Annotated in this window: 20 protein-coding genes; 8 read left to right on the top strand and 12 right to left on the bottom strand. The window is 70.1% G+C overall.

Annotated features, from left to right (window positions below; all coding sequences use genetic code 11):
- Positions 1 to 47: 47 nt before the first annotated feature.
- Positions 48 to 1,313: an NYN domain-containing protein gene (locus JKG67_RS18775; RefSeq protein ID WP_203335386.1), complete on the bottom strand. Its 1,266-nt coding sequence runs from the start codon at positions 1,311 to 1,313 to the stop codon at positions 48 to 50.
- 13 nt (positions 1,314 to 1,326) lie between these two features.
- Positions 1,327 to 1,581 carry a hypothetical protein gene (locus JKG67_RS00935; protein ID WP_203335385.1) on the bottom strand — a complete coding sequence of 85 codons (255 nt, stop codon included), beginning with the start codon at positions 1,579 to 1,581 and terminating at the stop codon, positions 1,327 to 1,329.
- Between the two features lie 117 nt (positions 1,582 to 1,698).
- Here JKG67_RS00935 and JKG67_RS00930 point away from each other — a divergent pair, with 117 nt between their 5' ends.
- A complete protein-coding gene (locus JKG67_RS00930; protein WP_203335384.1) occupies positions 1,699 to 3,414 on the top strand; it encodes a DEDD exonuclease domain-containing protein in 1,716 nt (571 codons plus the stop codon).
- Positions 3,415 to 3,444: 30 nt separating this feature from the next.
- On the top strand, positions 3,445 to 4,116 hold the full coding sequence (locus JKG67_RS00925; protein ID WP_238997769.1) for a response regulator transcription factor: 672 nt from the start codon (positions 3,445 to 3,447) through the stop codon (positions 4,114 to 4,116).
- 15 nt (positions 4,117 to 4,131) lie between these two features.
- Here JKG67_RS00925 and JKG67_RS00920 read toward each other — a convergent pair whose 3' ends face one another.
- Positions 4,132 to 4,416 carry a hypothetical protein gene (locus tag JKG67_RS00920; RefSeq protein ID WP_203335383.1) on the bottom strand — a complete coding sequence of 95 codons (285 nt, stop codon included), beginning with the start codon at positions 4,414 to 4,416 and terminating at the stop codon, positions 4,132 to 4,134.
- Positions 4,416 to 6,491, bottom strand: a complete 2,076-nt coding sequence (locus JKG67_RS00915; protein ID WP_203335382.1) for a sensor histidine kinase — start codon at positions 6,489 to 6,491, stop codon at positions 4,416 to 4,418. Before JKG67_RS00915 ends, JKG67_RS00920 begins: the two co-directional genes overlap by 1 nt.
- Before the next feature lie 153 nt (positions 6,492 to 6,644).
- On the opposite strand from JKG67_RS00915, the gene JKG67_RS00910 reads away from it, so the two are divergent.
- Positions 6,645 to 7,262 (top strand): hypothetical protein, encoded by a 618-nt coding sequence (locus tag JKG67_RS00910; protein WP_203335381.1) that lies wholly within the window; start codon positions 6,645 to 6,647, stop codon positions 7,260 to 7,262.
- Positions 7,263 to 7,268: 6 nt separating this feature from the next.
- Here JKG67_RS00910 and trpD read toward each other — a convergent pair whose 3' ends face one another.
- From trpD to JKG67_RS00895, 3 genes are read right to left on the bottom strand one after another with little or no spacing between them, the layout of a single operon-like run.
- Complete coding sequence (gene trpD, locus JKG67_RS00905; protein ID WP_203335380.1) at positions 7,269 to 8,297, bottom strand: anthranilate phosphoribosyltransferase; 1,029 nt, start codon at positions 8,295 to 8,297, stop codon at positions 7,269 to 7,271.
- Positions 8,297 to 8,716, bottom strand: a complete 420-nt coding sequence (locus JKG67_RS00900; protein ID WP_307816361.1) for an Rv3143 family two-component system response regulator — start codon at positions 8,714 to 8,716, stop codon at positions 8,297 to 8,299. The genes trpD and JKG67_RS00900 overlap by 1 nt, the downstream gene beginning before the upstream one ends.
- Before the next feature lie 5 nt (positions 8,717 to 8,721).
- Positions 8,722 to 9,687 carry a cytochrome c oxidase assembly protein gene (locus JKG67_RS00895; RefSeq protein ID WP_203335378.1) on the bottom strand — a complete coding sequence of 322 codons (966 nt, stop codon included), beginning with the start codon at positions 9,685 to 9,687 and terminating at the stop codon, positions 8,722 to 8,724.
- A 65-nt stretch (positions 9,688 to 9,752) separates the two neighbouring features.
- Between JKG67_RS00895 and ctaE the strand changes: the two genes are divergently transcribed.
- The 5 genes from ctaE to JKG67_RS00870 all read left to right on the top strand — a co-directional run bounded on the left by ctaE (position 9,753) and on the right by JKG67_RS00870 (position 15,331).
- Positions 9,753 to 10,400 (top strand): aa3-type cytochrome oxidase subunit III, encoded by a 648-nt coding sequence (ctaE, locus tag JKG67_RS00890; protein WP_203335377.1) that lies wholly within the window; start codon positions 9,753 to 9,755, stop codon positions 10,398 to 10,400.
- 52 nt (positions 10,401 to 10,452) lie between these two features.
- Positions 10,453 to 11,334 (top strand): cytochrome bc1 complex diheme cytochrome c subunit, encoded by an 882-nt coding sequence (gene qcrC / locus JKG67_RS00885; RefSeq protein ID WP_307816360.1) that lies wholly within the window; start codon positions 10,453 to 10,455, stop codon positions 11,332 to 11,334.
- Positions 11,331 to 12,437 (top strand): cytochrome bc1 complex Rieske iron-sulfur subunit, encoded by a 1,107-nt coding sequence (qcrA, locus tag JKG67_RS00880; protein WP_203335376.1) that lies wholly within the window; start codon positions 11,331 to 11,333, stop codon positions 12,435 to 12,437. Before qcrC ends, qcrA begins: the two co-directional genes overlap by 4 nt.
- Before the next feature lie 2 nt (positions 12,438 to 12,439).
- Positions 12,440 to 14,131 (top strand): cytochrome bc1 complex cytochrome b subunit, encoded by a 1,692-nt coding sequence (gene qcrB / locus JKG67_RS00875; protein WP_203335375.1) that lies wholly within the window; start codon positions 12,440 to 12,442, stop codon positions 14,129 to 14,131.
- A gap of 270 nt (positions 14,132 to 14,401) precedes the next feature.
- Complete coding sequence (locus JKG67_RS00870; RefSeq protein ID WP_203335374.1) at positions 14,402 to 15,331, top strand: type IV toxin-antitoxin system AbiEi family antitoxin; 930 nt, start codon at positions 14,402 to 14,404, stop codon at positions 15,329 to 15,331.
- Positions 15,332 to 15,430: 99 nt separating this feature from the next.
- On the opposite strand, the gene JKG67_RS00865 is transcribed toward JKG67_RS00870, so the two are convergent.
- The 5 genes from JKG67_RS00865 to phnD are packed head-to-tail and all read right to left on the bottom strand — an operon-like array spanning position 15,431 to position 19,954.
- Positions 15,431 to 16,297, bottom strand: coding sequence for a MurR/RpiR family transcriptional regulator (locus tag JKG67_RS00865; protein WP_203335373.1), 867 nt, complete (start codon positions 16,295 to 16,297; stop codon positions 15,431 to 15,433).
- Positions 16,297 to 17,205, bottom strand: a complete 909-nt coding sequence (gene phnE / locus JKG67_RS00860; RefSeq protein WP_203335372.1) for a phosphonate ABC transporter, permease protein PhnE — start codon at positions 17,203 to 17,205, stop codon at positions 16,297 to 16,299. Before phnE (JKG67_RS00860) ends, JKG67_RS00865 begins: the two co-directional genes overlap by 1 nt.
- Positions 17,205 to 18,050: a phosphonate ABC transporter, permease protein PhnE gene (phnE, locus tag JKG67_RS00855; RefSeq protein WP_203335371.1), complete on the bottom strand. Its 846-nt coding sequence runs from the start codon at positions 18,048 to 18,050 to the stop codon at positions 17,205 to 17,207. Before phnE (JKG67_RS00855) ends, phnE (JKG67_RS00860) begins: the two co-directional genes overlap by 1 nt.
- Positions 18,047 to 18,886 carry a phosphonate ABC transporter ATP-binding protein gene (gene phnC / locus JKG67_RS00850; protein ID WP_203335370.1) on the bottom strand — a complete coding sequence of 280 codons (840 nt, stop codon included), beginning with the start codon at positions 18,884 to 18,886 and terminating at the stop codon, positions 18,047 to 18,049. The genes phnE (JKG67_RS00855) and phnC overlap by 4 nt, the downstream gene beginning before the upstream one ends.
- Positions 18,887 to 18,910: 24 nt before the next feature.
- Positions 18,911 to 19,954 (bottom strand): phosphate/phosphite/phosphonate ABC transporter substrate-binding protein, encoded by a 1,044-nt coding sequence (gene phnD, locus JKG67_RS00845; protein WP_238997767.1) that lies wholly within the window; start codon positions 19,952 to 19,954, stop codon positions 18,911 to 18,913.
- Positions 19,955 to 19,969: the final 15 nt, after the last annotated feature.

The following is a 19,969-nucleotide window of genomic DNA, read 5'->3' as shown; positions in this document are numbered from 1 at the left end:
ATACATCCGCTCGTTCCTCGCGGACACTCGACCACCGAAGGGGCGGGTCAGAGCAGGGAGAGCAGCGCGGCCGCGGAGAGCACGGTGGCGCCGGCGCGAGCCACGTCGGTGGCCAGCTCCTGGTCGTCGGTGATCACCACGATCACCCGCCCCACCGGTTCGGCGGCCACCAACTGCCGGATCACGTCGTCGGCGATCACGCCTTCGGGGCTGAACAGCACTCGCACCCCCCGCGGGGTGACCCCGACCCCACGGCCGGTCGACTCGGCGGCGTCGAAGACCACCGTCGCCTCCGCGCCGGTGCGGCCCACCAGCGAGGCGAGACCGCTGACCAGCCGGGTGCGTTGCTTCTCCAGCGGCAACCGGGGCCAGGCCCCCTTGGTCACGTTGTAGCCGTCGATCACCAGCCGCGCCAACGGCAACGCCAGGTGCTGCTCCAAGAACGCGCCACCGTCACCACCCAGCACCCCGGTCGACGACCTGCCGGCCTCGGCCAGGTCGGCCTCGACCCGGTCCGCCGGCGCCCCTTCGACCGGCGGCAGGCCCAACTCGCGCTGCAGGCCGGCGCCGGCCCGCAGCACCGTGTCCAGCAGCAGCCTCGCCCGCAGGGTCGCCTCGTCGCGTTCGCTCCGTCCGGTACGACGCAGCGCCGCCAGCCGGGCCTCGGCCTCCTCCGCGCGGCGCCGCCAACGGCGTACCTCCGCGTCCGCGGTCGAGTCCGCACTGCGCTGCGCCCGGGCCAGCTCGTCGGCCACCGCCTCGGCCTGCTCGGCGCGGGCCAACGCCGCCCGTTCGGCGGCCCGTGCCTCCCCGAGCCGCTGCCGGAGCAGCGTGTGCTCCGCCTTGGCCTGCGCGGCCTGCGCTCCGACGAGGTCCCGTTGCTCGGCGAGCAGTCGCTCGGCCTCCTCGACCCGGCGTAGCGCCCGGGACAACTCATCCGCAGTGCGGGACGCCTCGTCCGCCTGGGCGCGCGCGTCGACCCGGCCGACCGCCTCCTCGAAGCGCTGCTGCCAATCCTCGTCCCGGATCAGCCAGGCCGCGGCCGCCACATCCACCGGGTCGGCCGCCTCCGGCAGTGCCGCCAACTCCGGGTGGGTCGCCTGCACCCGGGTCGCCAGCCGGGCGCGGAACTCGTCGTCGGACTCCAGCGCAGCCGCGATCTGGGTGCCGCCCAGCCGGGCCCGCCGCGCGGGGGCGAAGTCGGCGACCCGCCGCAACGCCGGCGGCAGGCTCGGGGTGTCGGGCAGCGCCTCGGCGGCCAGCGCCAACAGTCGAGCCCGCACCTGCTCGGGGAGGGCTCGGCCGGTGACCATCAGTGACTCCGGGTCACTCCGAGATCTCGGCCGCAGTCACCGAGGCGCGGTCCACCAGCTCGATCGCGTCGGCCCGGCCACACCAGCGACAGCTGACCGTCTCCAGGTCCTCGGCCAGCACCGTCGTCTCCTCGACCTGGTGGTCACCGGCCAGATCGAAGTGCCAGAACTGAGTGGTCCGGCGGCTGCGAGTGACGTCGAACCGGGTCAGGTTGCCGCAGCCGGCGCAGCGCCAACGGGTCTGGGCGTCGGGGATCGCGACGGACAACTTCTGGCTCCTCGTCGGTGCGGGCGATGCGGCTGGGACCCGTCCAGCCTACGGCCACCGAGGCGGCCACGGTGTGGCAGGCGCGTTCTGTCGGTGCCGACCTCTAGCGTCAAGGACGTGACCAGCACCGCCCCGACCCTCGCCCCCCGCTGGGAGGACCAGCGCAGTTTCGACGAGCTCGGACGGGCGTTGCGGGACACCACCTTCTGCGTGGTCGACCTGGAGACCACCGGCGGGTCGGCCGCCAACGGCGACCGGATCACCGAGGTCGGCGCGGTCAAGGTGCGCGGCGGCGAGGTGCTGGGCGAGTTCCAGACCCTGGTCAACCCCCGCGCCGAGATCCCGCCCTTCATCGCGGTGCTCACCGGGATCAGCAACCGGATGGTCGCCGACGCGCCGCCGATCGAGTCGGTGCTGCCCGCCTTCTTGGAGTTCGCCCAGGGCTGCGTGCTGGTCGCCCACAACGCCGGCTTCGATGTCGGCTTCCTCAAGCACGACGCCGAGCGGCTCGGCCTCGACTGGCCCCGCTTCGAGGTGCTGGACACCGTGAAACTGGCCCGGCGGGTGGTCACCAAGGACGAGGCCCCCAACCACAAGCTCGGCACCCTGGCCCGGGTCTTCGGCGCCGACACCACCCCCAACCACCGGGCGCTGGCCGACGCCCGCGCCACCGTCGACGTGCTGCACGGGATGCTGGCCCGACTCGGCAACCTCGGCGTGCAGACCCTGGAGGAGTTGCACACCTTCACCTCGCACGTCACCGCGGCACAACGCCGCAAACGGCACCTGGCCGAGCCACTCCCCCATGCCCCGGGCGTCTACCTCTTCCGCGGTCCCAGCGACGAAGTGCTCTACGTCGGCACCTCCCGCGACCTGCGCCGCCGGGTCCGGTCCTACTTCACCGCCTCGGAGACCAGGTCCCGGATCGGTGAGATGGTCGCGATCGCCACCGCCGTGGACGCCGTCGAGTGCGCGACCACGCTCGAGGCGCAGGTCCGGGAGCTGCGGATGATCGCCACCCACAAGCCGCCCTACAACCGCCGGTCCAAGTACCCCGAACGCTCCCACTTCATCACCGTCACCACCGAAGCGTGGCCGCGACTCTCCCTGGTCAAGCGGATCCGGGACGACGCGACCGACTTCGTGGGCCCGTTCAGCTCCCGCAAGGTCGCCGAGAAGGCCCTCGCCGCGCTGCATGCCACCTTCCCGATCCGCCAGTGCACCGATCGGCTCGCCCTCACCCCGGCCGGGTCCCGGTGCGCACTCGGTGAGATGGGTCGCTGCCTGGCCCCTTGCGACGGTGGCGTCGACGCGGCCGGGTACGCCGCCCTCGTCCAGCAACTGCGCGACGCGTTGACCGACCGGGCCGACGACGTGGTCGACGCCCTCAACGCACAGATGGCAGCCCTGGCCGGGCAGGAGCGGTACGAGGACGCCGCGAACGCCCGCGACCAGTTGGCGGCGATGGTCCGGGCCGCCGCCCGCGGGCAACGGCTGACCGCGCTCACCCGCTGTCCCGAACTGGTCGCCGCCCGCGCCGACGATCAGGGCCGCTGGGAGGTGCACGTCGTACGCCACGGTCGGCTGGTGGCCGCCGGGGTGATCCCGCCCCGCGCCGACGCGCACGCGTTCGTGGCCGACCTGCGCGCCGGAGCCGAGGCGGTCACCTGCGAGCCCGGCCCCCTGCCGGCGGCCAGCGCCGAGGAGACCGAGCGGATCCTGGCCTGGCTGGAGTCACCGGGCATCCGGCTGGTCGATGTCGACGGCGACTGGGCGTCCCCGATCGGAGGCGCCGCCCGGCACCTGACCGTCTTCGAGACGCTGGACAGCTGAGCGCCCCGTCCCGGCGCGTACCCTGTGCACATGGCGATCCGGGCAGTGGCCGCGGAGGACAGCTTCCTGATCCGCGAGGGTCTGCGGCTGCTGCTGGCGACCCAGTCCGAGGTCGAACTGGTGGCCACCGCCTCCGACCTGCCCGAGTTGCTGGCCGCCGTGGACGAACACCGGCCGGACGTGGTGATCACCGACATCCGGATGCCCCCCGACAACGCCGACGAAGGGATCCGGGCCGCCGAACAGTGGGCGTCCACGCACCCCGACCTGGGCGTCGTCGTGCTGTCCCAGTACGTCGAACCCGAGTGGGCGATGCGCCTCTTCGAACCGAGCGCCGCCCGGCGTGCGTACCTGCTCAAGGAGCGGGTCGGCGACCTGGCCCAGATCCGGCACGCGGTTGCGACCGTGCAGGCCGGCGGCACCGTGCTGGACCCGCTGGTCGTCGAAGCCCTGATCCAGGCACGGTCACGTAGCCAGGACTCCCCGGTGAGCCAGCTGACCCCGCGGGAGACCGAGGTGCTCGAACTGATCGCCACCGGCTTGAGCAACGCCGCCATCGCCCGGCGGCTCACCCTCACCGAGCGTGCCGTGGAGAAGCACATCTCCTCGGTGCTCACCAAACTGTGTCTGGAGCCTGGGGACACCGAGGTGCACCGTCGGGTCCGGGCCGTGCTGATCTACCTGGCCGCCACCACCGGCTGACGCCGACAGCCGTCCTCAGAGGCCGGCCATCCCCCAGACCGGCGTGATCGTGGGCGTCGGCGAGCCCAGGCCAGCGCGACCGATCGTCGGCAACAGCACCTCATCGAGGAACTGCCGCGCCTGGGCCTCGGTGCGCCACACGTCGAGGAACACGAAGCCGCCCTCGGTCGGGCGGGCCAGATGGACGACAAGACCCGGCGGCGGGCCACCACGCTCCATCAGCGCCTCCCCCATGTCGGCGTCCAGAGCGTCATGCTGCTCCCGGGTGCCCACCAGCACCATCTCCACTGCGACGGCCATCAGCGGCCTCCTCTCACTCGATCCTGGGCGACCGGCAGCCACCCCTCCACGCGGGTCCCCCGGGCATGCGCCGAATCGACGCGGCTGGTGCCTCCGAGCGCTTCGATCCGGTCCCGGAGGTTGGCGAGTCCGGTGCCCGTGGACCCTCGGCCGGGGTCGAAGCCGATCCCGTCGTCCTCCACCCGGAAGGTCAGGCCCCGACTGTCCTCGGCCAGGTCGACGTCGACGCGGCCGGCGCGACCGTGCCGGACCGCGTTCTGGACGGCCTCGAGGCAGGCGAAATAGACAGCTGCCTCCGTGGACGCCGGGTAGCGGCCCAGGTCGCGCTGGTGGACGGTGACCGGCACCGGCAGGTTCCGGACGTGCGCAGCCAACGCCGCGGCGGGACCGGACTGCGCCAGGATCGGCGGGTGGACCCCTCGGGCCAGGTCCCGCAGCGAACGCACCGCCGCCTCCACCTCCGCGGCCAACGCCGCCAACTCGGCGCCGACCCCGGGCAGGTCACCGGCCTCGGCAAGGGCCGCTGCCAGACCGACCCGCAACCGCACCGCGATCAGCCGGGACTGGGCGCCGTCGTGGATGTCCCGCTCCAACGCGCGGCGCGCCCGCGCCTGCTCGTCGACCAGCCGCTCCCGCGATCGCGCCAACTCCGCCACCTGTGCCCGCAACTGCGCGGTCAGCCGGGCGTTGCGCAACACCACGGCCAGTCCGTGGGCGGCATCGGCGAGCACCTGCCCGGCGTCAGGCACCAGATCCGCAGCGGCCCGGGAGAAGAGCCGCAGCTCGCCGAGCCGCTGTCCTGCGTATACGACATCGCGCCGCAGCGTCGGCTCCGCCTCGTCGGCGGTCCCGGAGGCCGCCGCCACCTCGATCGTCCCGTCCAGGTCGAGACAGACCTCCGCCCGAGTCGCCCCGGTGCCCGAGACCAGCAGGTCGGCCACGTCGGCCAGCACCTGCTCAGGAGTTTCTGAGCTGGCTCGGGCCGCCAACTGCGCCAACACCTCGGTGCGGTCGGCGCTGCGCCGATACAGCTGTCGGTCCACCAGCGCTCGGACCCGGCGCCGGGCCGGCTCGATCAGCAGCCCGACCAGGGCGACCACCAGCAACGGCAACCAGACATTGTCGACCCGGGTGCCGACCAGGCTGCCGAGGCCGACCACGACCCCGACGTACAACAGCGCCACCCCGACCACCAGCACCACGGCGACCGTGGCCCGCCCCAACACCGGCTCCAGATCGTGCAACCGATAGCGGGCCACCGCCAACCCGTAGGAGAGGAACAGCGCGTTGAAGGCGACCAGGACGGCAGGCGTCCACACCTGCTGCCACGGGTAGCTGACGGTGGTCACCAGGGCGCTGCAGATCGCGACCAGGCCGACCACCCGGAACGGGCTGCGTTGGGCCCGGTCCGTACGACGCCACCTGGCCAGCAGAGCCGCCACCCCCGCCACCGCCCCGGCCAGCACCATCAGCCCACCGGCGATGACCAGCAGGTCCACCAACAAGGGCGGGTCGTCCGCCGGCCAGTCCGCCGTCGGCCAGGCGTCGATCGTGAAGGCGAGCATCAGGGTCGCGATGCCGAGCACGGCCAGCACCGCCACCGGCCGCCAGCGACGGCTCGGCAGGTGGCCGTCGGGGAAGACCAGCAACAGGACCGTGATCGCGAGCGCAGGTGCGGGCACCCAGGCCACGCTGATGATCAGCAGCAGCACCGCCAACCGCAGCGGCAACTCGGCAGGGATCGGCGCCCAGGCCGGGTCGGCGGCGATGTCGATGCCGTCCGCCACGGCCAGCGCGTCGAAGGGGGCGATCGTCACGACGTGCAGCACCGAGACACCTGCGATCACCAGCAGCGCCCGGCCGGCCGCGTGGCCCGGACGACGAGTGAGGACCAGCCGGCTCAGCCACAGCAGCAGCACCCCGGACGGGCCGTTGTGCCACATCCAGCCCTCGTAGTACACCTCTGCGGGACGTCCACGCACCAGCACCGAGACGAACGCCGCCAGCACCATCACGGTGCCCACGACAGCCACGATGGTCAGTCGGCTCCGGCCCAGCCGTGCCCACACGCCCATCCCAGCAGTATCCCGGCCGGGACGGGGGTCCGCCATGAGTCCAGCCACCCGGTCGCAGGTGTGGCCACCCCCACCCGCACCTCGCCTGCTGGCACGGTCGCGTCGGGTGCCGGGCGCCACCGACAGTGGAGGGGACACAAGGAGGTCACTGCCATGGAACCCGAACTGTCCACCCCGAACCGCCGCCTCTTCGGCGGCGCACTGATTCTCGCGCCACTGCTGCTGCTCGCCAGCACCACGGCGTACGTCGTCGCCGGCGAGGGGGTCAACCACGGCGTCAGCGGCGGCGTCATCGGCGTCTGGTCCTGCCTGGCCATGATCCTGGCGATGATCGGTCTGCTGCGGATCCTGGAGCCCCACGCGCCACGAGCCACGCCCTGGCTGCTGGTGCTCGCCGTCTGCGGCTTCGGCGGCGGCATCGCCTTCAACCTCAGCGCCGTCTTCGACGCCGTCTTCGAAGAGGTGCACCAGATCGCTGCCGTCGACACGCTCTGGGAGACCGAGCCGGGCACCTTCTTCGCCTACCTGCCCTGGGGCTGGTTCGCGCCGCTGTCGCTGCTGCTGGTTGGCATCCTGCTGTGGCGGACCCACGCCGTGCCACGCTGGAACGCCGCCCTGCTGGCCGTCAGCGGGGTCACCTTCGTCGCCTCACGGATCGAACGCGTCGACCCGCTCGCGCTGGCCTCTGACGCGCTGCTGATCATCGCCCTGGTGCCGCTCGGCTGGGCACTACTCACCGGCGCACGTCACCGGGACCGGGTCAACGCCTGACCGCGGTCAGGACGAGGTCGCGGCGATCCACCGCTCCAAGGTCGCCTGCGCGGCGCCGGAGTCCAACGACTCGGCCGCGCGGGCGATCCCGGCCGCCAACTGCTCGGTGACCGTGCCCTTGTCCGGGGCATGCACCGCCAACGCGGCGCCGGCGTTGAGCACCACCGCGTCCCGGATCGGCCCGGTCGCTCCGGCCAGCAGCTTGCGGACCACGTCCGCGTTGTGGGCTGCGTCGCCACCGCGCAGGTCCTCGGTGGTGGCCCGGGGCAGATCGAAGTCGGCCGGGTCGATCACATGCTCGGACACCTCGCCGCGGCGGACCACGTGCAGCCGCGACGTACTGGTGGTGGTCAGCTCGTCGAGGCCGTCGTCACCGCGGAACACCCAGGCGTCCTTGCCGCGCCGGGCGAACACCCCACTCATCACCGAGAGCATCGCCGGATCGGCACACCCGACCGCCTGGGCAGACGGGCGGGCCGGGTTGGCGAGCGGCCCGAGGAAGTTGAACGTCGTCCCGATGCCGAGCTGTTGACGCACCGGACCCAGGTGCCGCAACGCCGGGTGGAACGCCGGCGCGAAACAGAACGTGATCCCCGCCTGGGCGGCCACCTCGGCCACCCGCTCCGGGTCCAGATCCAGGCGTACGCCGAGCAACTCCAGGACGTCGGCACTGCCCGCCTTGGACGAGGCCGACCGGTTGCCGTGCTTGACCACCAGCGCGCCGGCACCAGCGGCCACGATCGCCGCCATCGAGGAGATGTTCACCGACATCGACCGGTCACCGCCGGTGCCGACCACGTCCACCACCCGGCCGGGCACGTGCAGGGTGTGCGCCTGCGCGAACATCGCGTCCAGCAGCCCGCACACCTCGTCGATCGTCTCGCCCTTGCTGCGCAGCGCCACCGCGAAGCCGGCGATCTGTGCGTCGGTGGCCTCCCCGGTGAGCATCTGCTGCATCGCCCAGGTCGCCTCGGTCGCGCCCAGGTCCTCACCAGCGACCAGCGCGCCCAGGACGTCGGGCCAGGTGGGCGCCATCAGGCGTCGGCGGTGGCGGGGCGGCGGAGCAGGTCCACCACCGCCTCGGCGAGCTGCAGCGGGTCGATCGGATGCGGCACCACGGCCTCGGCGCGCGACCAGGTGGCCAGCCAGGCGTCCTGAGGCCGACCGGTGAGCACCAGGACCGGCGGGCAGTCACGGATCTCGTCCTTCAACTGCTTCGCGATGCCGATGCCGCCGGCCGGGACCGCCTCCCCGTCGAGGATGACGAGGTCGATCCCTCCGGCGTCCATGTGCTGGATCACCACCGGCTCGGTGGCGACCTCGACATAGGCCACCTCGGGCAGGTCGGGGTGCGGCCTGCGGCCAAGAGCCAGGATCACCTGCTGGCGGGTGTTCACGTCGTCGGAGTAGACGAGCACCTTGAGCGGTTCGCTGCGGGGCGTGGTTCCGGTCACGGCGGTCATCGTACGCCGCCCGGTGCGGCGCCGCCGTCGGGTCCGCCATTGTCGGCCTCGGCACGGCGCTGCTGGGCCTCCAGGCGATCGAGTCGCCGGTCCTCACGCTCGCCCTCCCTCAGCGATTGACGCACCCACTGGCTGAACAGCACCGCCAGGAAGACGATCGCCACCAGGTCGCCCGACCCCCACAGGATCCCGCCAGCCAGATGCTGGTCGGCCAGCGCCTCGGGCAGCCACTCCCCCATCGGCCCCTCCCGCAGCCCCAGATAGTGGTCCTCGCCGATCAGGGTCACCTGATTCATCACCGTCAGACCCAAGAAGGCGTGGAACGGCAGCGTCAGGAACACCAACAGCATCCGGAACGGGAACTCCACCCGCCCCGGCAGCGGGTCCACCCCCATCAACGGCCAGAAGAACAACGCCCCCACCGCGACCATGTGGATGTGGGTCATCGCATGCACGTACTCGCTGCTGACCGAGGCGTCGTACCAGGGCGAGAAGTAGAGCGCCCACGGAGTGAGCACGAACAGACCGAAGGCCAGCGGCGGGAACCCCAGCACCTTCGCCAGCCCCGAGTGCAGCAACGCCAGCAGCCAGCTCCGCGGAGCCGGCGGCAGGGTGCGCAGCGCCAGCGTCACCGGCGCCCCCAGCGCCAGGAAGAGCGGCACGATCATCGACAGCACCATGTGCTGCACCATGTGCACGCTCAACAGGGTGGAGTCATAGACACCCAGACCCGAGTGGGTGGCGAAGAAGAAGGTGCCCATCCCGCCGCCCACGAACGCGATCGTCCGGCCCACCGGCCACCGGTCCCCACGGCGGCGCAGCAGGTACACGGCGTACAGGTAGGCGCCGGTGGCCCAGACCGCCACCACGAACAACGCCGGATCGAGTGTCCACGTGCTGAACACCCGCCCGAAGGTGAATTCGGGCAGGTCCAGCGCAGCGGATTCGGTCGCAAGGGGCACGCTGTGAACTTATACACGCCCAACATGAGGGGGTCGGGGTGCCGTCGGACGAAAGTACCGACATAATGATGCCCGTGGCGACAGCAACGACGATTCCGGCATCCCGTCTGCACGGGCAGCACGACCGCCCCAGCATGGTGAGCGTGGGGACCATCATCTGGCTCTCGAGCGAGTTGATGTTCTTCGCCGCGCTGTTCGCCAGCTACTTCACGATCCGGGCCGTGAGCCCGGAACTGTGGGCGCAGGAGATCACCCACCTCAACATCCCGTTCGCATCCGTCAACACCACGATCCTGGTGTTGAGCTCGGTCACCTGCCAGCTCGGCGTCTTCGCCGCCGAGCGCGGCCAGGTCGGCCGCACCGGGTCCGTCTGGGCGGTCAAGGGCTGGGGTCTGCGGGAGTGGTTCATCCTCACCTACCTCATGGGCTCGGTCTTCGTCGCCGGTCAGGCGCTCGAGTACGCCGAGCTCATCGAGCACGGGCTGACCATCTCCAGCTCCGCCTACGGATCGATGTTCTACCTGACCACCGGCTTCCACGGACTGCACGTGATCGGTGGCCTGATCGCCTTCCTCTTCGTCCTCGGCCGCACCTACGTCACCCGCCGCTTCACCCATGAGCAGGCGGTCAGCGCGATCGTTGTGTCCTACTACTGGCACTTCGTCGACGTGGTGTGGATCGGCCTGTTCGCCACGATCTATCTGATCCGGTGAACCAGGCCGTGACCATCCCCAGCCCGAACCGGAACACTCCCAAGGACTCAATGTGCGCCTGTTGAACCGCTTCGCCGGACGGCTCTCACGGAACCGCCGAGGATCCGTCGCCGGTCTCCTCGTGATGGTGCTCGGTCTGCTGATCACCGGTACGACCTACGCCGCCCTCACGCCCGCCCAGGCCGAGTTGCGATCCCACACCGACACGGAGTTGATCCAGGAGGGCCGCGAGCTCTTCCTCGTCGGCTGCGCCTTCTGCCACGGGCAGAACGGTGAAGGCGTGCTGACCGCCGACGGTGAACGGGCCCTCGGCCCGGCACTGGCCGGCGTCGGCGCCGGTGCGGTCGACTTCTACCTCAGCACCGGCCGGATGCCGCTGCAGGCCCCCGGCCAGCAGTCCCCGCGCAAGGCCCCGGCGTACACCCCGTCGGAGATCGACGCGCTCTCGGCGTACATCGCCACCCTCGGCCCCGGCCCCGGTGTGCCGGCGCACGGTGACTACTCCACCGACGGCCTGACCGACGACGAGAAGCAGGAGGCCATCCTCCGCGGTGGCCAGTTCTTCCTCACCAACTGCACCGCCTGCCACAACTTCGATGGCTCCGGCGGCGCGATGCCGTGGGGCAAGAAGGCCCCCACCCTCAAGGGAGTCGAGCCGCGTCACGTGTACGCCGCGATGCTGGTCGGTCCCGGCGAGATGCCGGTCTTCTCCAACGACGTGCTGCGACCCGAGGACAAGCGCGACATCATCGCCTACCTCGAGTCCATCCACGACGGGCCCAAGTACGGCGGCGTCTTCGCCCTCGGCGGCCTCGGCCCGGTCAGCGAAGGTCTGTTCGCCTGGCTGGTCGGCATCGGCGCCTGCGTCGGGTTCGCCATCTGGATCGCCGCCCACACCACGCGCAGCTCGAAGAAGAAGGGTTCCGAAGCGTGAGCACCGACACCCCCACCACCGACCTCGCGCTGAGCGAGGAGACGATCCCGGACCCGGGGCTGCACGAGCACACCTGGCGTCCCACCGACATCGACGAGCGGGCGGAGCGGCGCGCTGAGCGTCAGGTCGCCGGTCTCTTCATCGCCTCGATGGTGATGTCGGTGCTGTTCGTGGTCTCGTACTTCGCGTTCGAGATCGGCGAGAACATCGATCTCTTCCTCGGCGGCGGCACCTCCAACATCGCGTTGGGCACCACGCTGGGTCTGGCCCTGCTGTTCATCGGCATCGGCGTCATCCAGTGGGCGCGCAAGCTGGTCGCCGACGTCGAGATGGTCGAGATGCGGCACCCTGCCAGCTCCCCCGACGAGGACCGCGAGGAGACCCTCAGCGCCCTGAAGGCCGGTCTCGAGGAGTCCGGGCTGGGCCGCCGCAAGCTGGTCCGCAACACCATGATCGGCTCGATGGCCATCCTTGGTCTGCCCGCCGTGGTCGCACTGCGCGACCTGCACCCCGGCCCGATCGACATCTCGGTGCTGGAGCGGACCGTCTGGCAGCCGGGCCTGCGGGTCGTCAACGACACCTCCGGCATCCCGCTGCGTCCCGAGGACATCGAGATCGGCCAGTTGGTCAACGCCGAGCCCGAGGGCCTCGTGCACCCGCCGGGAGAGGGCCGCCACCACGGCGACCACAGCGACCGCCCGGCGCCGATCCGGGAGTACCTGGAAGAGGCCGAGGACTGGGAGCACCACATCGTCCTCAACGAGATGGCCAAGGCCGCGGTGATCCTGGTCCGGATCGAGCCCAAGGACATCACCTTCTCCGAGAAGAGCCCGGAGAACTGGTCCGTTGACGGGATCGTCTGCTACTCCAAGATCTGCACCCACGTGGGCTGCCCGATCGCCCTGTGGGAGCGCAAGTCGCACCACCTGCTCTGCCCCTGTCACCAGTCCACCTTCGACCTGGCCGACGCTGGTCGGGTCGTCTTCGGACCCGCCGCCCGGGCGGTGCCGCAGCTGCCGCTGTCGGTCGATGAAGAGGGCTACCTGGTGGCGCAGAGCGACTTCCTCGAACCCGTCGGTCCGAGCTACTGGGAGCGTGGCTGAACATGAGCAACCCATCCGTCACCTCGCAGGTGGCCGACACCAACGCCGGCACCGCGAGCAAGCCTGCGAAGCCGTCCAAGGTCGGTGGCGCCGTCACCTGGGCCGACGACCGACTGGGGCTGGCCACCGCAGCGAAGAAGAACCTGCGGAAGATCTTCCCGGACCACTGGACCTTCATGCTCGGCGAGATCGCGCTGTGGAGTTTCGTGATCTGCCTGATCACCGGCGTCTTCCTGACCCTGTGGTTCAAGCCGAGCATGGCCGAGATCACCTACATGGGCTCCTACGACCAGCTCCGCGGCCTGGCGATGTCGGAGGCGTACGGGTCAACCCTGGACATCTCGTTCGACATCCGCGGCGGCCTGCTGATGCGGCAGATGCACCACTGGGCGGCGATGCTTTTCATCGCTTCCATGTTCGTGCACATGATCCGCGTCTTCGCGACCGGCGCTTTCCGCAAGCCCCGTGAGGTGAACTGGCTGATCGGTGGCCTGCTGCTGCTGCTCGGCATCCTCGAGGGCTTCGCCGGCTACTCGCTCCCCGACGACCTGCTGTCCGGCACCGGCCTGCGGATCGCCGACGGACTGGTGAAGGCCACTCCGGTGCTCGGCACGTACATGTCGTTCTTCATGTTCGGCGGCGAGTTCCCCAACAACGAGATCGTGCCGCGTCTGTACGCCGCGCACATCCTGCTGCTTCCCGGTCTGATCCTGGCGCTGATCGCGGCCCACATGCTGCTGCTGGTCCACCACAAGCACACCCAGTGGCCTGGGCCCGGTCGCACCGAGGAGAACGTGGTCGGCTACCCGCTGCTCCCCGTCTACATGGCCAAGGCCGGCGGCTTCTTCTTCATCGTCTTCGGCATCACCGCCCTGATGGGCGGCATCATGACGATCAACCCGGTCTGGAAGTACGGGCCGTACAACCCCTCACAGGTCACCGCAGGCTCGCAGCCTGACTGGTACATGGGTGCCGCCGAGGGTGTGCTGCGGATCTTCCCGGGCTGGGAGAGCTATCTCTTCGGCCACACGATCTCCTGGAACGTCTTCGTGCCGGGGATGGTGATCCTGCCGGGCATGCTGGTCGTCTTCTTGGCCTGGCCGTTCCTGGAGCAGTGGGTCACCGGCGACAAGCGGGAGCACCACCTGTTGCAGCGGCCGCGGAACGCCCCCACCCGGACGGGCTTCCTGGTGGCGATGATGACCCTCTTCGGTCTCTTCTGGATCGCCGGCGCCAACGACGTGATCGCGGTGCTCTTCCAGTTGAACCTGAACCACATCACCTACTTCATGCGAGCCGCGGTGTTCGTGGCTCCGGTGTTGGCGTTCATCATCACCCGCCGCTGGTGCATCTCGTTGCAGCGTCACGACGAGGAGAAGGTGCTGCACGGCTACGAGACCGGCATCATCACCCGCTCCCCCGAGGGTGGGTACGCCGAACGTCACGCCCCGCTGTCGACCGAGCGTGCCTACACGCTCACCGCACGGGAGAACGACAAGGTGCTGGAGGCTCCGAACGGCAGCGACGTTCCGGCCAAGGGCACTCGGTCCACGAAGATCCGGGCGAAGCTCTCCAAGGCGATGTTCGGGGTGAGTGTCCCCAAGCCGACCCGCGAGGAGTACCTGGAGGCACAGGAGCACCTGCACCACGAGCTCGAGGCTGGCCACGAGGACTCACACTCCCCCGGCCACTGACCCCACCAGCTCCACCAGAAGGGCCGCGACACCTCCCCCCACCCGGGATGTGTCGCGGCCCTTCTGCTGCTCTCTCCCCCTCCCTCCCCGCCGAGGTGGGGTTTGTGGCCGCGCGAGGTGGGGTTCGTGGCCCGCCGAGGTGGGGTTCGTGGCCGCGCGAGGTGGGGATTGCGGCCCCCTTCTCGTCCACAAGCCGTCGAGACCACTTGTTTGTCCACAGGCCGTGAAGTCGCATGTCGGTCGGCGCGTGTGGCTGGGTAGACCCACTGCATGAACTCAGTCCCACAGCACCCGTTCCGGCATTCCGATCTGAACCGATTCGGCGTCAGCCGAAGACGCCTGCGCACCTGGCTCGAGACCAATCAGGTACGTCGCGTGCTGCGTGGCGTCTACGTCCCTGCGCATTTCCCCGACAGCGTCGAGGTCAGAGCTGCCGCGGCGGCAAAGGTCCTCCCCAAGCATGCTGTGATCTGTGACCGCACGGCCGCGTGGCTTCATGGCGTCAACGCCTTGGACCCCCACGAGCGAGACTCGATACCCGATCTCGAGGCCGTCTCACGGGACGGTCGCACCACTGGCCGCGCCGGCGTCTACGGCTGCAAACGGAGCCTTGCGCCGGACGACCTGATGCTCATCGGCGGCATCACCGTGACCACGCCGCTGAGAACGGCGCTCGATCTGGCATCCCTCAGAGGAGAGGCCAAGGCGCTGTCGGTCCTGGATGCCTTCAGCCGCACCCACGGACTCGACCAGGCCGACTTCATGAGGCAACTCCCTCGCTACCGGGGTCGTCGCGGCGTCGTCCAACTACGCAAGCTCATCCCCTGGACCACTCCGCTGTCGGAGTCACCGGGCGAATCCTGGTGTCGCTGGGCGATCCTCACCGACGGGCTTCCCGCACCGGTCCCCCAGTTCGAGATCTACGACGCGGATCGACTCCTGTGTCGCTTGGATCTGGCCTACCCGCAGCTGAAGATCGCGGTGGAGTACGACGGAGTCGAGTTCCACGGACCCGACCAAGAGGATCATGACCGGACCCGGCGCGCATGGTTGCGCAGCCAGGGCTGGCACGTGATCGTCGTACGCAAGGAAGATCTCTCGGGACCCCGCCGCGATGCCTGGCTGATGGAACTGCGGCGCGAGATTCACGAGCGCACCTGGCGAGGAAAGCGGCAGTACCCGAGGGCGCCGCGTCCCTGATGCCGTGCGTGGACGGCCACAAACCCCACCTCGGCGGGCCACGAACCCCATCTCGCGCGGCCACGAACCCCACCTCGGCGGGCCACAAACCCCACTTCGTCAGTGTTGGTGGAGTTCTTCGGCGATGACTTCGAGGATGAGGTCGTGGGCCTGGGCGGCGCGACCGGGGGCAGCGGCAGCGACCGCGGCCACCAGTGCGTTGGCAAGGATGAGCTGCGGGATCCGGAACGGGACACGCAACTCCTCGCGCAGCCCGAGCTCCCCTCCGCCGACCACGAGCTCGACGGTGGCCAACCGGCTCAGCGGCGCCCGGGTGAAGCCGGTCAGGGTGATCACCGGCGCTCCCGCGGCCCGGGCGGCCTCGGCCACATGCAGGGTCACCGCCGTCGCGCCGGTGCCGCTGACCACCACCAGTACGTCGTCAGGGCACAGCAGCCGCGCCCGAATCACCTGGTCCATGCTGTCCGAGGGCGCCTCGGCCAGGCGACCGACCGACGTCAGCCGCAGAGCCAGATCCTGCGCGACGGTGGATGACACCCCGTTGCCCGCCACCAGCACCCGGTCGGCCTCGCTGATCAGCGCCACGGCCTGCGTCAACGCCTCGTCGCTGAGCAGCGCGGCCATCTGTGGCAGCGCCGCCGCGATCTGGCCGAAGTAGTCGTGCACCATCACCGGAGCGGCACTGGAGCCACCCGGCGACACCGGCGTGGACACGCCCAGATCCCGGGCGAGCAGCACCTTCAGGTGCGGGAACCCGCGGTAGCCCAGCCGCTGCGCGGTCCGGACCACCGTCGCCGCCGACACCCCGGCCGCCTCCGCGAGCTCCGCGGTGGTGGACTCGATCACCCACTCCGCACGGTCCGAGATCACCTGACAGACCCGTTGCTCACCGGGGTGCAGCCCCGGCAGGGACGCCCGGATGGTGGGCAGCACCGGACCGCCGGCCACACCCGCAGCGCCCTCCATCACGCCGTCACCGTCACCGGGAGCGGCTCAGGCTCGTCCGCCCGCCCACGCCGACTGCTGGAGCTGCCATGGATGATCCGGTGTCGCACCGAGGCCGATATCTGGTCCACGATCACGGTCACCACGATCACCACCAGCAACGTGATGCCGGCCCGCTCCCAGAGCCGGTGCCCGATCACATCCGACAAGACCTTCCCGATGCCGCCGGCACCGAGCACACCGAGCACCGCGCTGGCTCTGATGTTCACCTCGAACCGGTACAGCCAGAACGCCATCGTCTCGGGCAGCATCTGCGGCACCACCGCGACCCGCATCGTCTGCAGCCAGGTCGCGCCGGAGGCCCGCACCGCCTCCATCGGTCCCGGATCGATCGCCTCGATCGACTCCAGGGTCAGCTTCCCCAGGGTGCCGATCGAGTTCACCCCCAAAGCCATCGCCCCCGCCGTCGGGGTGAGCCCGAAGATCGGCAGCATCACCAGGATCGCGAAGACCAGGTCCGGGATCGCACGGATGCCGTTGAAGAGCCCTCGGATCGCGAACCGCAGCGGCCCGGGTGCGGTGTTGTTCGCGGCCAGGAAGGCCAGCGGGAAGGAGAGCGACGCCCCGATCACGGTGCCGATCCAGGCCATCGCGATCGAGTCGATCATCTTGTCGAACGCGATCCACCACCAGGTGCCGTACGTGTCCCCGGGGGCGACTCCACGGCCGGTGGGTTCGGCACGCGGGTCCGAGGCGACGCCTTCGGCCATCTTGGCCAGGTAGCCGAGCACCTCCCCCGGTACGCCGGGCAGCCGGTCCCAGTTGGCCCGCTCGAGCATCACCGCACACAGGATCAGCAGCGCGAGCATGCCCAGCATGCCCAGCGTGGCCGGCAGCTTCGAGGGCGCCTTGGGGCGCGTCGTACTCATCAGACCAGCCTCTTCCGGAGCGTCTGCGAGGTCAGGTCGAGCGCCACCACCACCACGAAGATCACGATCACGATCGCCGAGAGCCGGTCGTAGTTGCCGCGGTTGAACTCGAGATTGATGATCGTGCCGATGCCGCCGGCGCCGACGAAGCCGATCACCGCGGAGGCGCGAATGTTCAACTCGAAGACGTAGAGGGAGTACGACAGGTAGTTCGGCAGCACCTGCGGCACGATGGCGGTCCTGGCCCGCTGCCAGCGGGTGGCGCCTGCGGCGTCGGCAGCCTCGATCGGCCCCGGGTTGACCGCGTCGATGGACTCCGACGTCAGCTTGGCCACGATCCCCATGTTGAAGATCGTCAGCGCCAGCACGCCGGGGAGCGGGCCGGGGCTCATCGCCGCGACGAAGATCAGCGCGTAGGCGATGTCGGGCAGCGACCGCACCGCGGACAGGAAGACCTTGACCACCCGGACCACCGGCTTGGGGGCGCTCACCGAGGAGGCGAGCAGCGACATCCCCATCGCCAGCACGCAGCCGGCCATCGAGGCCAGCACCGCGATGTTGAAGGTCTCCAGGAGGGCCTTCCAGAGCCGGATCCGGTTGGTGGGGTTGCACCCGGCGTCGTCCGCCGGGCACCACCAGCGCAGGTATCCCCAGTCCGGCTGCAGTGCCTCCCTGATCACGACCCAGCCGCCGGTGAGGTTGGTGTAGAGCGGCGCCAGCGAGAAGTTGATCCAGGTGACCGCGAAGATGGTGATGCCGACGATCGAGACGACACCGAGGATCGCTGACGGGCCCGGCGGCGGCTTGCGTGGCCGAGCGGTCCGCGTCGGGGCGGGCGCGCTCATGGAGCCGGATCCCCTCCGGCCACGCTGACCTGCGTCGGGGTGGCGGAGACATCCTCGGCGGTCAGCGAGCGGCCGTAGATGTCCTCGAAGACCTTGTCGTCGGCCTGCTCGCCGGTGCCGTCGAAGACCACCCGTCCCGCCCGCATCCCGATGATCCGGTCGGCATAGCGGCGGGCCAGGTCGAGGAAGTGCAGGTTGACCACGGTAGTGATGCCGAGCTCGCGGTTGATCCGCTGCAGGTCACGCATCACCTGGTTCGCGGTCGGCGGGTCCAAGGAGGCGACCGGCTCATCGGCGAGTACGACGGAGGGTTGCTGTGCGAGCGCTCGGGCGATCGCCACCCGCTGCTGCTGGCCGCCGGAGAGGTGGGAGGCACGCACCCAGGCCTTCTCCACGATGCCGACCCGCTCCAACGCGTCGAAGGCGATCTCGATGTCGGCCGGCGGGTGATAGCCGATGAGCTTCGCCCACCAGGATTGGGCGTGCAGACGGCCGGTGAGGACGTTCTTCATCACCGACCGGCGCGTGACCAGGTTGAATCCCTGGAAGATCATGCCGACATCGGAGCGGACCTGCCGCAGCCGGCGTCGGCCGACCCCGACCACCTCGGTCTCGCCCACGCGGAGCGAGCCCGAGGTGACCGGAACCAGACCGTTGATGCTGCGGATCAGGGTGGACTTGCCGGCTCCGGAGAGTCCGACCACGACCACGAACTGACCCTCCGGGATGGTGAGGGAGACGTCGATCAGGCCTTTCGTGCCGTTGGGATAGACGACCGAGACGTCGTCGAAGACGATGTCTCGTCCGGCTGTGGCCCGGGAACCCTGCTCAGTCATGCGTCCCCTCACCGATCCCGGATCTCAGTCGCCGAAGTTGTTCGCGACCGAGCGGGCCACGTCCACTGCGTCCAGGTCGACGGCCTGCAGGCCCTCGATCTCGTACACCCGGTAGAGGGTGAAGATGCCTCCGCTGCCCTCGCCGGTCAGGCGCCCGTCCTCGTCGGTCTCGAGCTCGCCGTCACCGGACATCGCGAGCAGTGCGTCGGTGATGCGCTGCTGCAGGTCGGCCGGCAGGTCGCCGCCGACCACGACGCCGTCGTTGGGGATCTCGGAGGAGTACGCGAAGACGACCACGTTCTCGCCCACCTCGGGGTTGTCGCCCAAGACGATGGTCCGAGCGTCGTCGAAGCTCACGCCCACCGGGTAGTCCCCGGAGTTGACGGCCAGCACCGAGCTGTCGTGGCCGCCGGCCTCGTGGCCGTCGAGCTCGTTGATCGGGTCGTTGCCGGTGATCTCGCCCCACTGGGTGGCGGGGTAGAAGTAGCCGGACGCCGAGCCCAGGGACACGAACGAGACGCTGGTGCCGGGCTCGATCAGCGCGATCGCCTCCTCACCCACGGGGCCCTCGCTGGCCTCCAGGGTGCCGTTGCAGTAGAGCAGTCCGTTGTCCTCGACGACGTCGTCGAGGCAGTAGGTCTCGGGGTCGTTGGTCATCCACTGGGTGTGGTAGCTGGCCACACCGCGCCGGATCGACTGCAGCACCGGCACCGCACCGGCCTGGTCCGCGGCCTGGGCGAGCCCGACCGGACCGAGGAGGGCGATGTGCGCCTGGTTGGTGCGCAGCGCCACGATGGCGGCCGCATAACTGTCGGTGACCTCGGCGCGGACCGGGATGCCGATCTCCTCGGTGAGGAAGTCCTCCAGTTCCTTGGCGGACTCGGTGAGCGCCGCGTCCTCGCGCGAGGGCACCAGGGCCAGCACCAGCTCGTCGGGACCGTCGACCGCCGGAGTGTCCGTGCCGGTCGGGTCCGGCGTCGGCGTGTCGTCGGACGCCCCGCAGCCAGCAGCAACCAGGGCGAGAGTGGCGGCAGCCGCCAACAGGCCCAGCTTCTTCTTCTGGAACATTCTCTTCTCCTCTGT

Origin of the sequence: Nocardioides limicola (genome assembly GCF_016827675.1) — a bacterium.
Lineage (GTDB): Bacteria > Actinomycetota > Actinomycetes > Propionibacteriales > Nocardioidaceae > Nocardioides > Nocardioides limicola.
The sequence above is the reverse complement of the archived record's forward strand: the minus strand, read 5'-3'. Positions and strand labels throughout refer to the sequence as shown.

Excerpts from the sequence above, each read along its gene's own strand:
- phnE (WP_203335371.1), bottom strand. The coding sequence starts at position 18,050 with ATGAGCGCGCCCGCCCCGACGCGGACCGCTCGGCCACGCAAGCCGCCG.
- trpD (WP_203335380.1), bottom strand. The coding sequence starts at position 8,297 with ATGGCGCCCACCTGGCCCGACGTCCTGGGCGCGCTGGTCGCTGGTGAG.
- JKG67_RS00920 (WP_203335383.1), bottom strand. The coding sequence starts at position 4,416 with ATGGCCGTCGCAGTGGAGATGGTGCTGGTGGGCACCCGGGAGCAGCAT.
- JKG67_RS00925 (WP_238997769.1), top strand. The coding sequence starts at position 3,445 with ATGGCGATCCGGGCAGTGGCCGCGGAGGACAGCTTCCTGATCCGCGAG.
- qcrB (WP_203335375.1), top strand. The coding sequence starts at position 12,440 with ATGAGCAACCCATCCGTCACCTCGCAGGTGGCCGACACCAACGCCGGC.
- JKG67_RS18775 (WP_203335386.1), bottom strand. The coding sequence starts at position 1,313 with ATGGTCACCGGCCGAGCCCTCCCCGAGCAGGTGCGGGCTCGACTGTTG.
- JKG67_RS00915 (WP_203335382.1), bottom strand. The coding sequence starts at position 6,491 with ATGGGCGTGTGGGCACGGCTGGGCCGGAGCCGACTGACCATCGTGGCT.
- JKG67_RS00865 (WP_203335373.1), bottom strand. The coding sequence starts at position 16,297 with ATGGAGGGCGCTGCGGGTGTGGCCGGCGGTCCGGTGCTGCCCACCATC.
- JKG67_RS00870 (WP_203335374.1), top strand. The coding sequence starts at position 14,402 with ATGAACTCAGTCCCACAGCACCCGTTCCGGCATTCCGATCTGAACCGA.
- phnD (WP_238997767.1), bottom strand. The coding sequence starts at position 19,954 with ATGTTCCAGAAGAAGAAGCTGGGCCTGTTGGCGGCTGCCGCCACTCTC.
- JKG67_RS00910 (WP_203335381.1), top strand. The coding sequence starts at position 6,645 with ATGGAACCCGAACTGTCCACCCCGAACCGCCGCCTCTTCGGCGGCGCA.
- ctaE (WP_203335377.1), top strand. The coding sequence starts at position 9,753 with ATGATGCCCGTGGCGACAGCAACGACGATTCCGGCATCCCGTCTGCAC.
- phnC (WP_203335370.1), bottom strand. The coding sequence starts at position 18,886 with ATGACTGAGCAGGGTTCCCGGGCCACAGCCGGACGAGACATCGTCTTC.
- phnE (WP_203335372.1), bottom strand. The coding sequence starts at position 17,205 with ATGAGTACGACGCGCCCCAAGGCGCCCTCGAAGCTGCCGGCCACGCTG.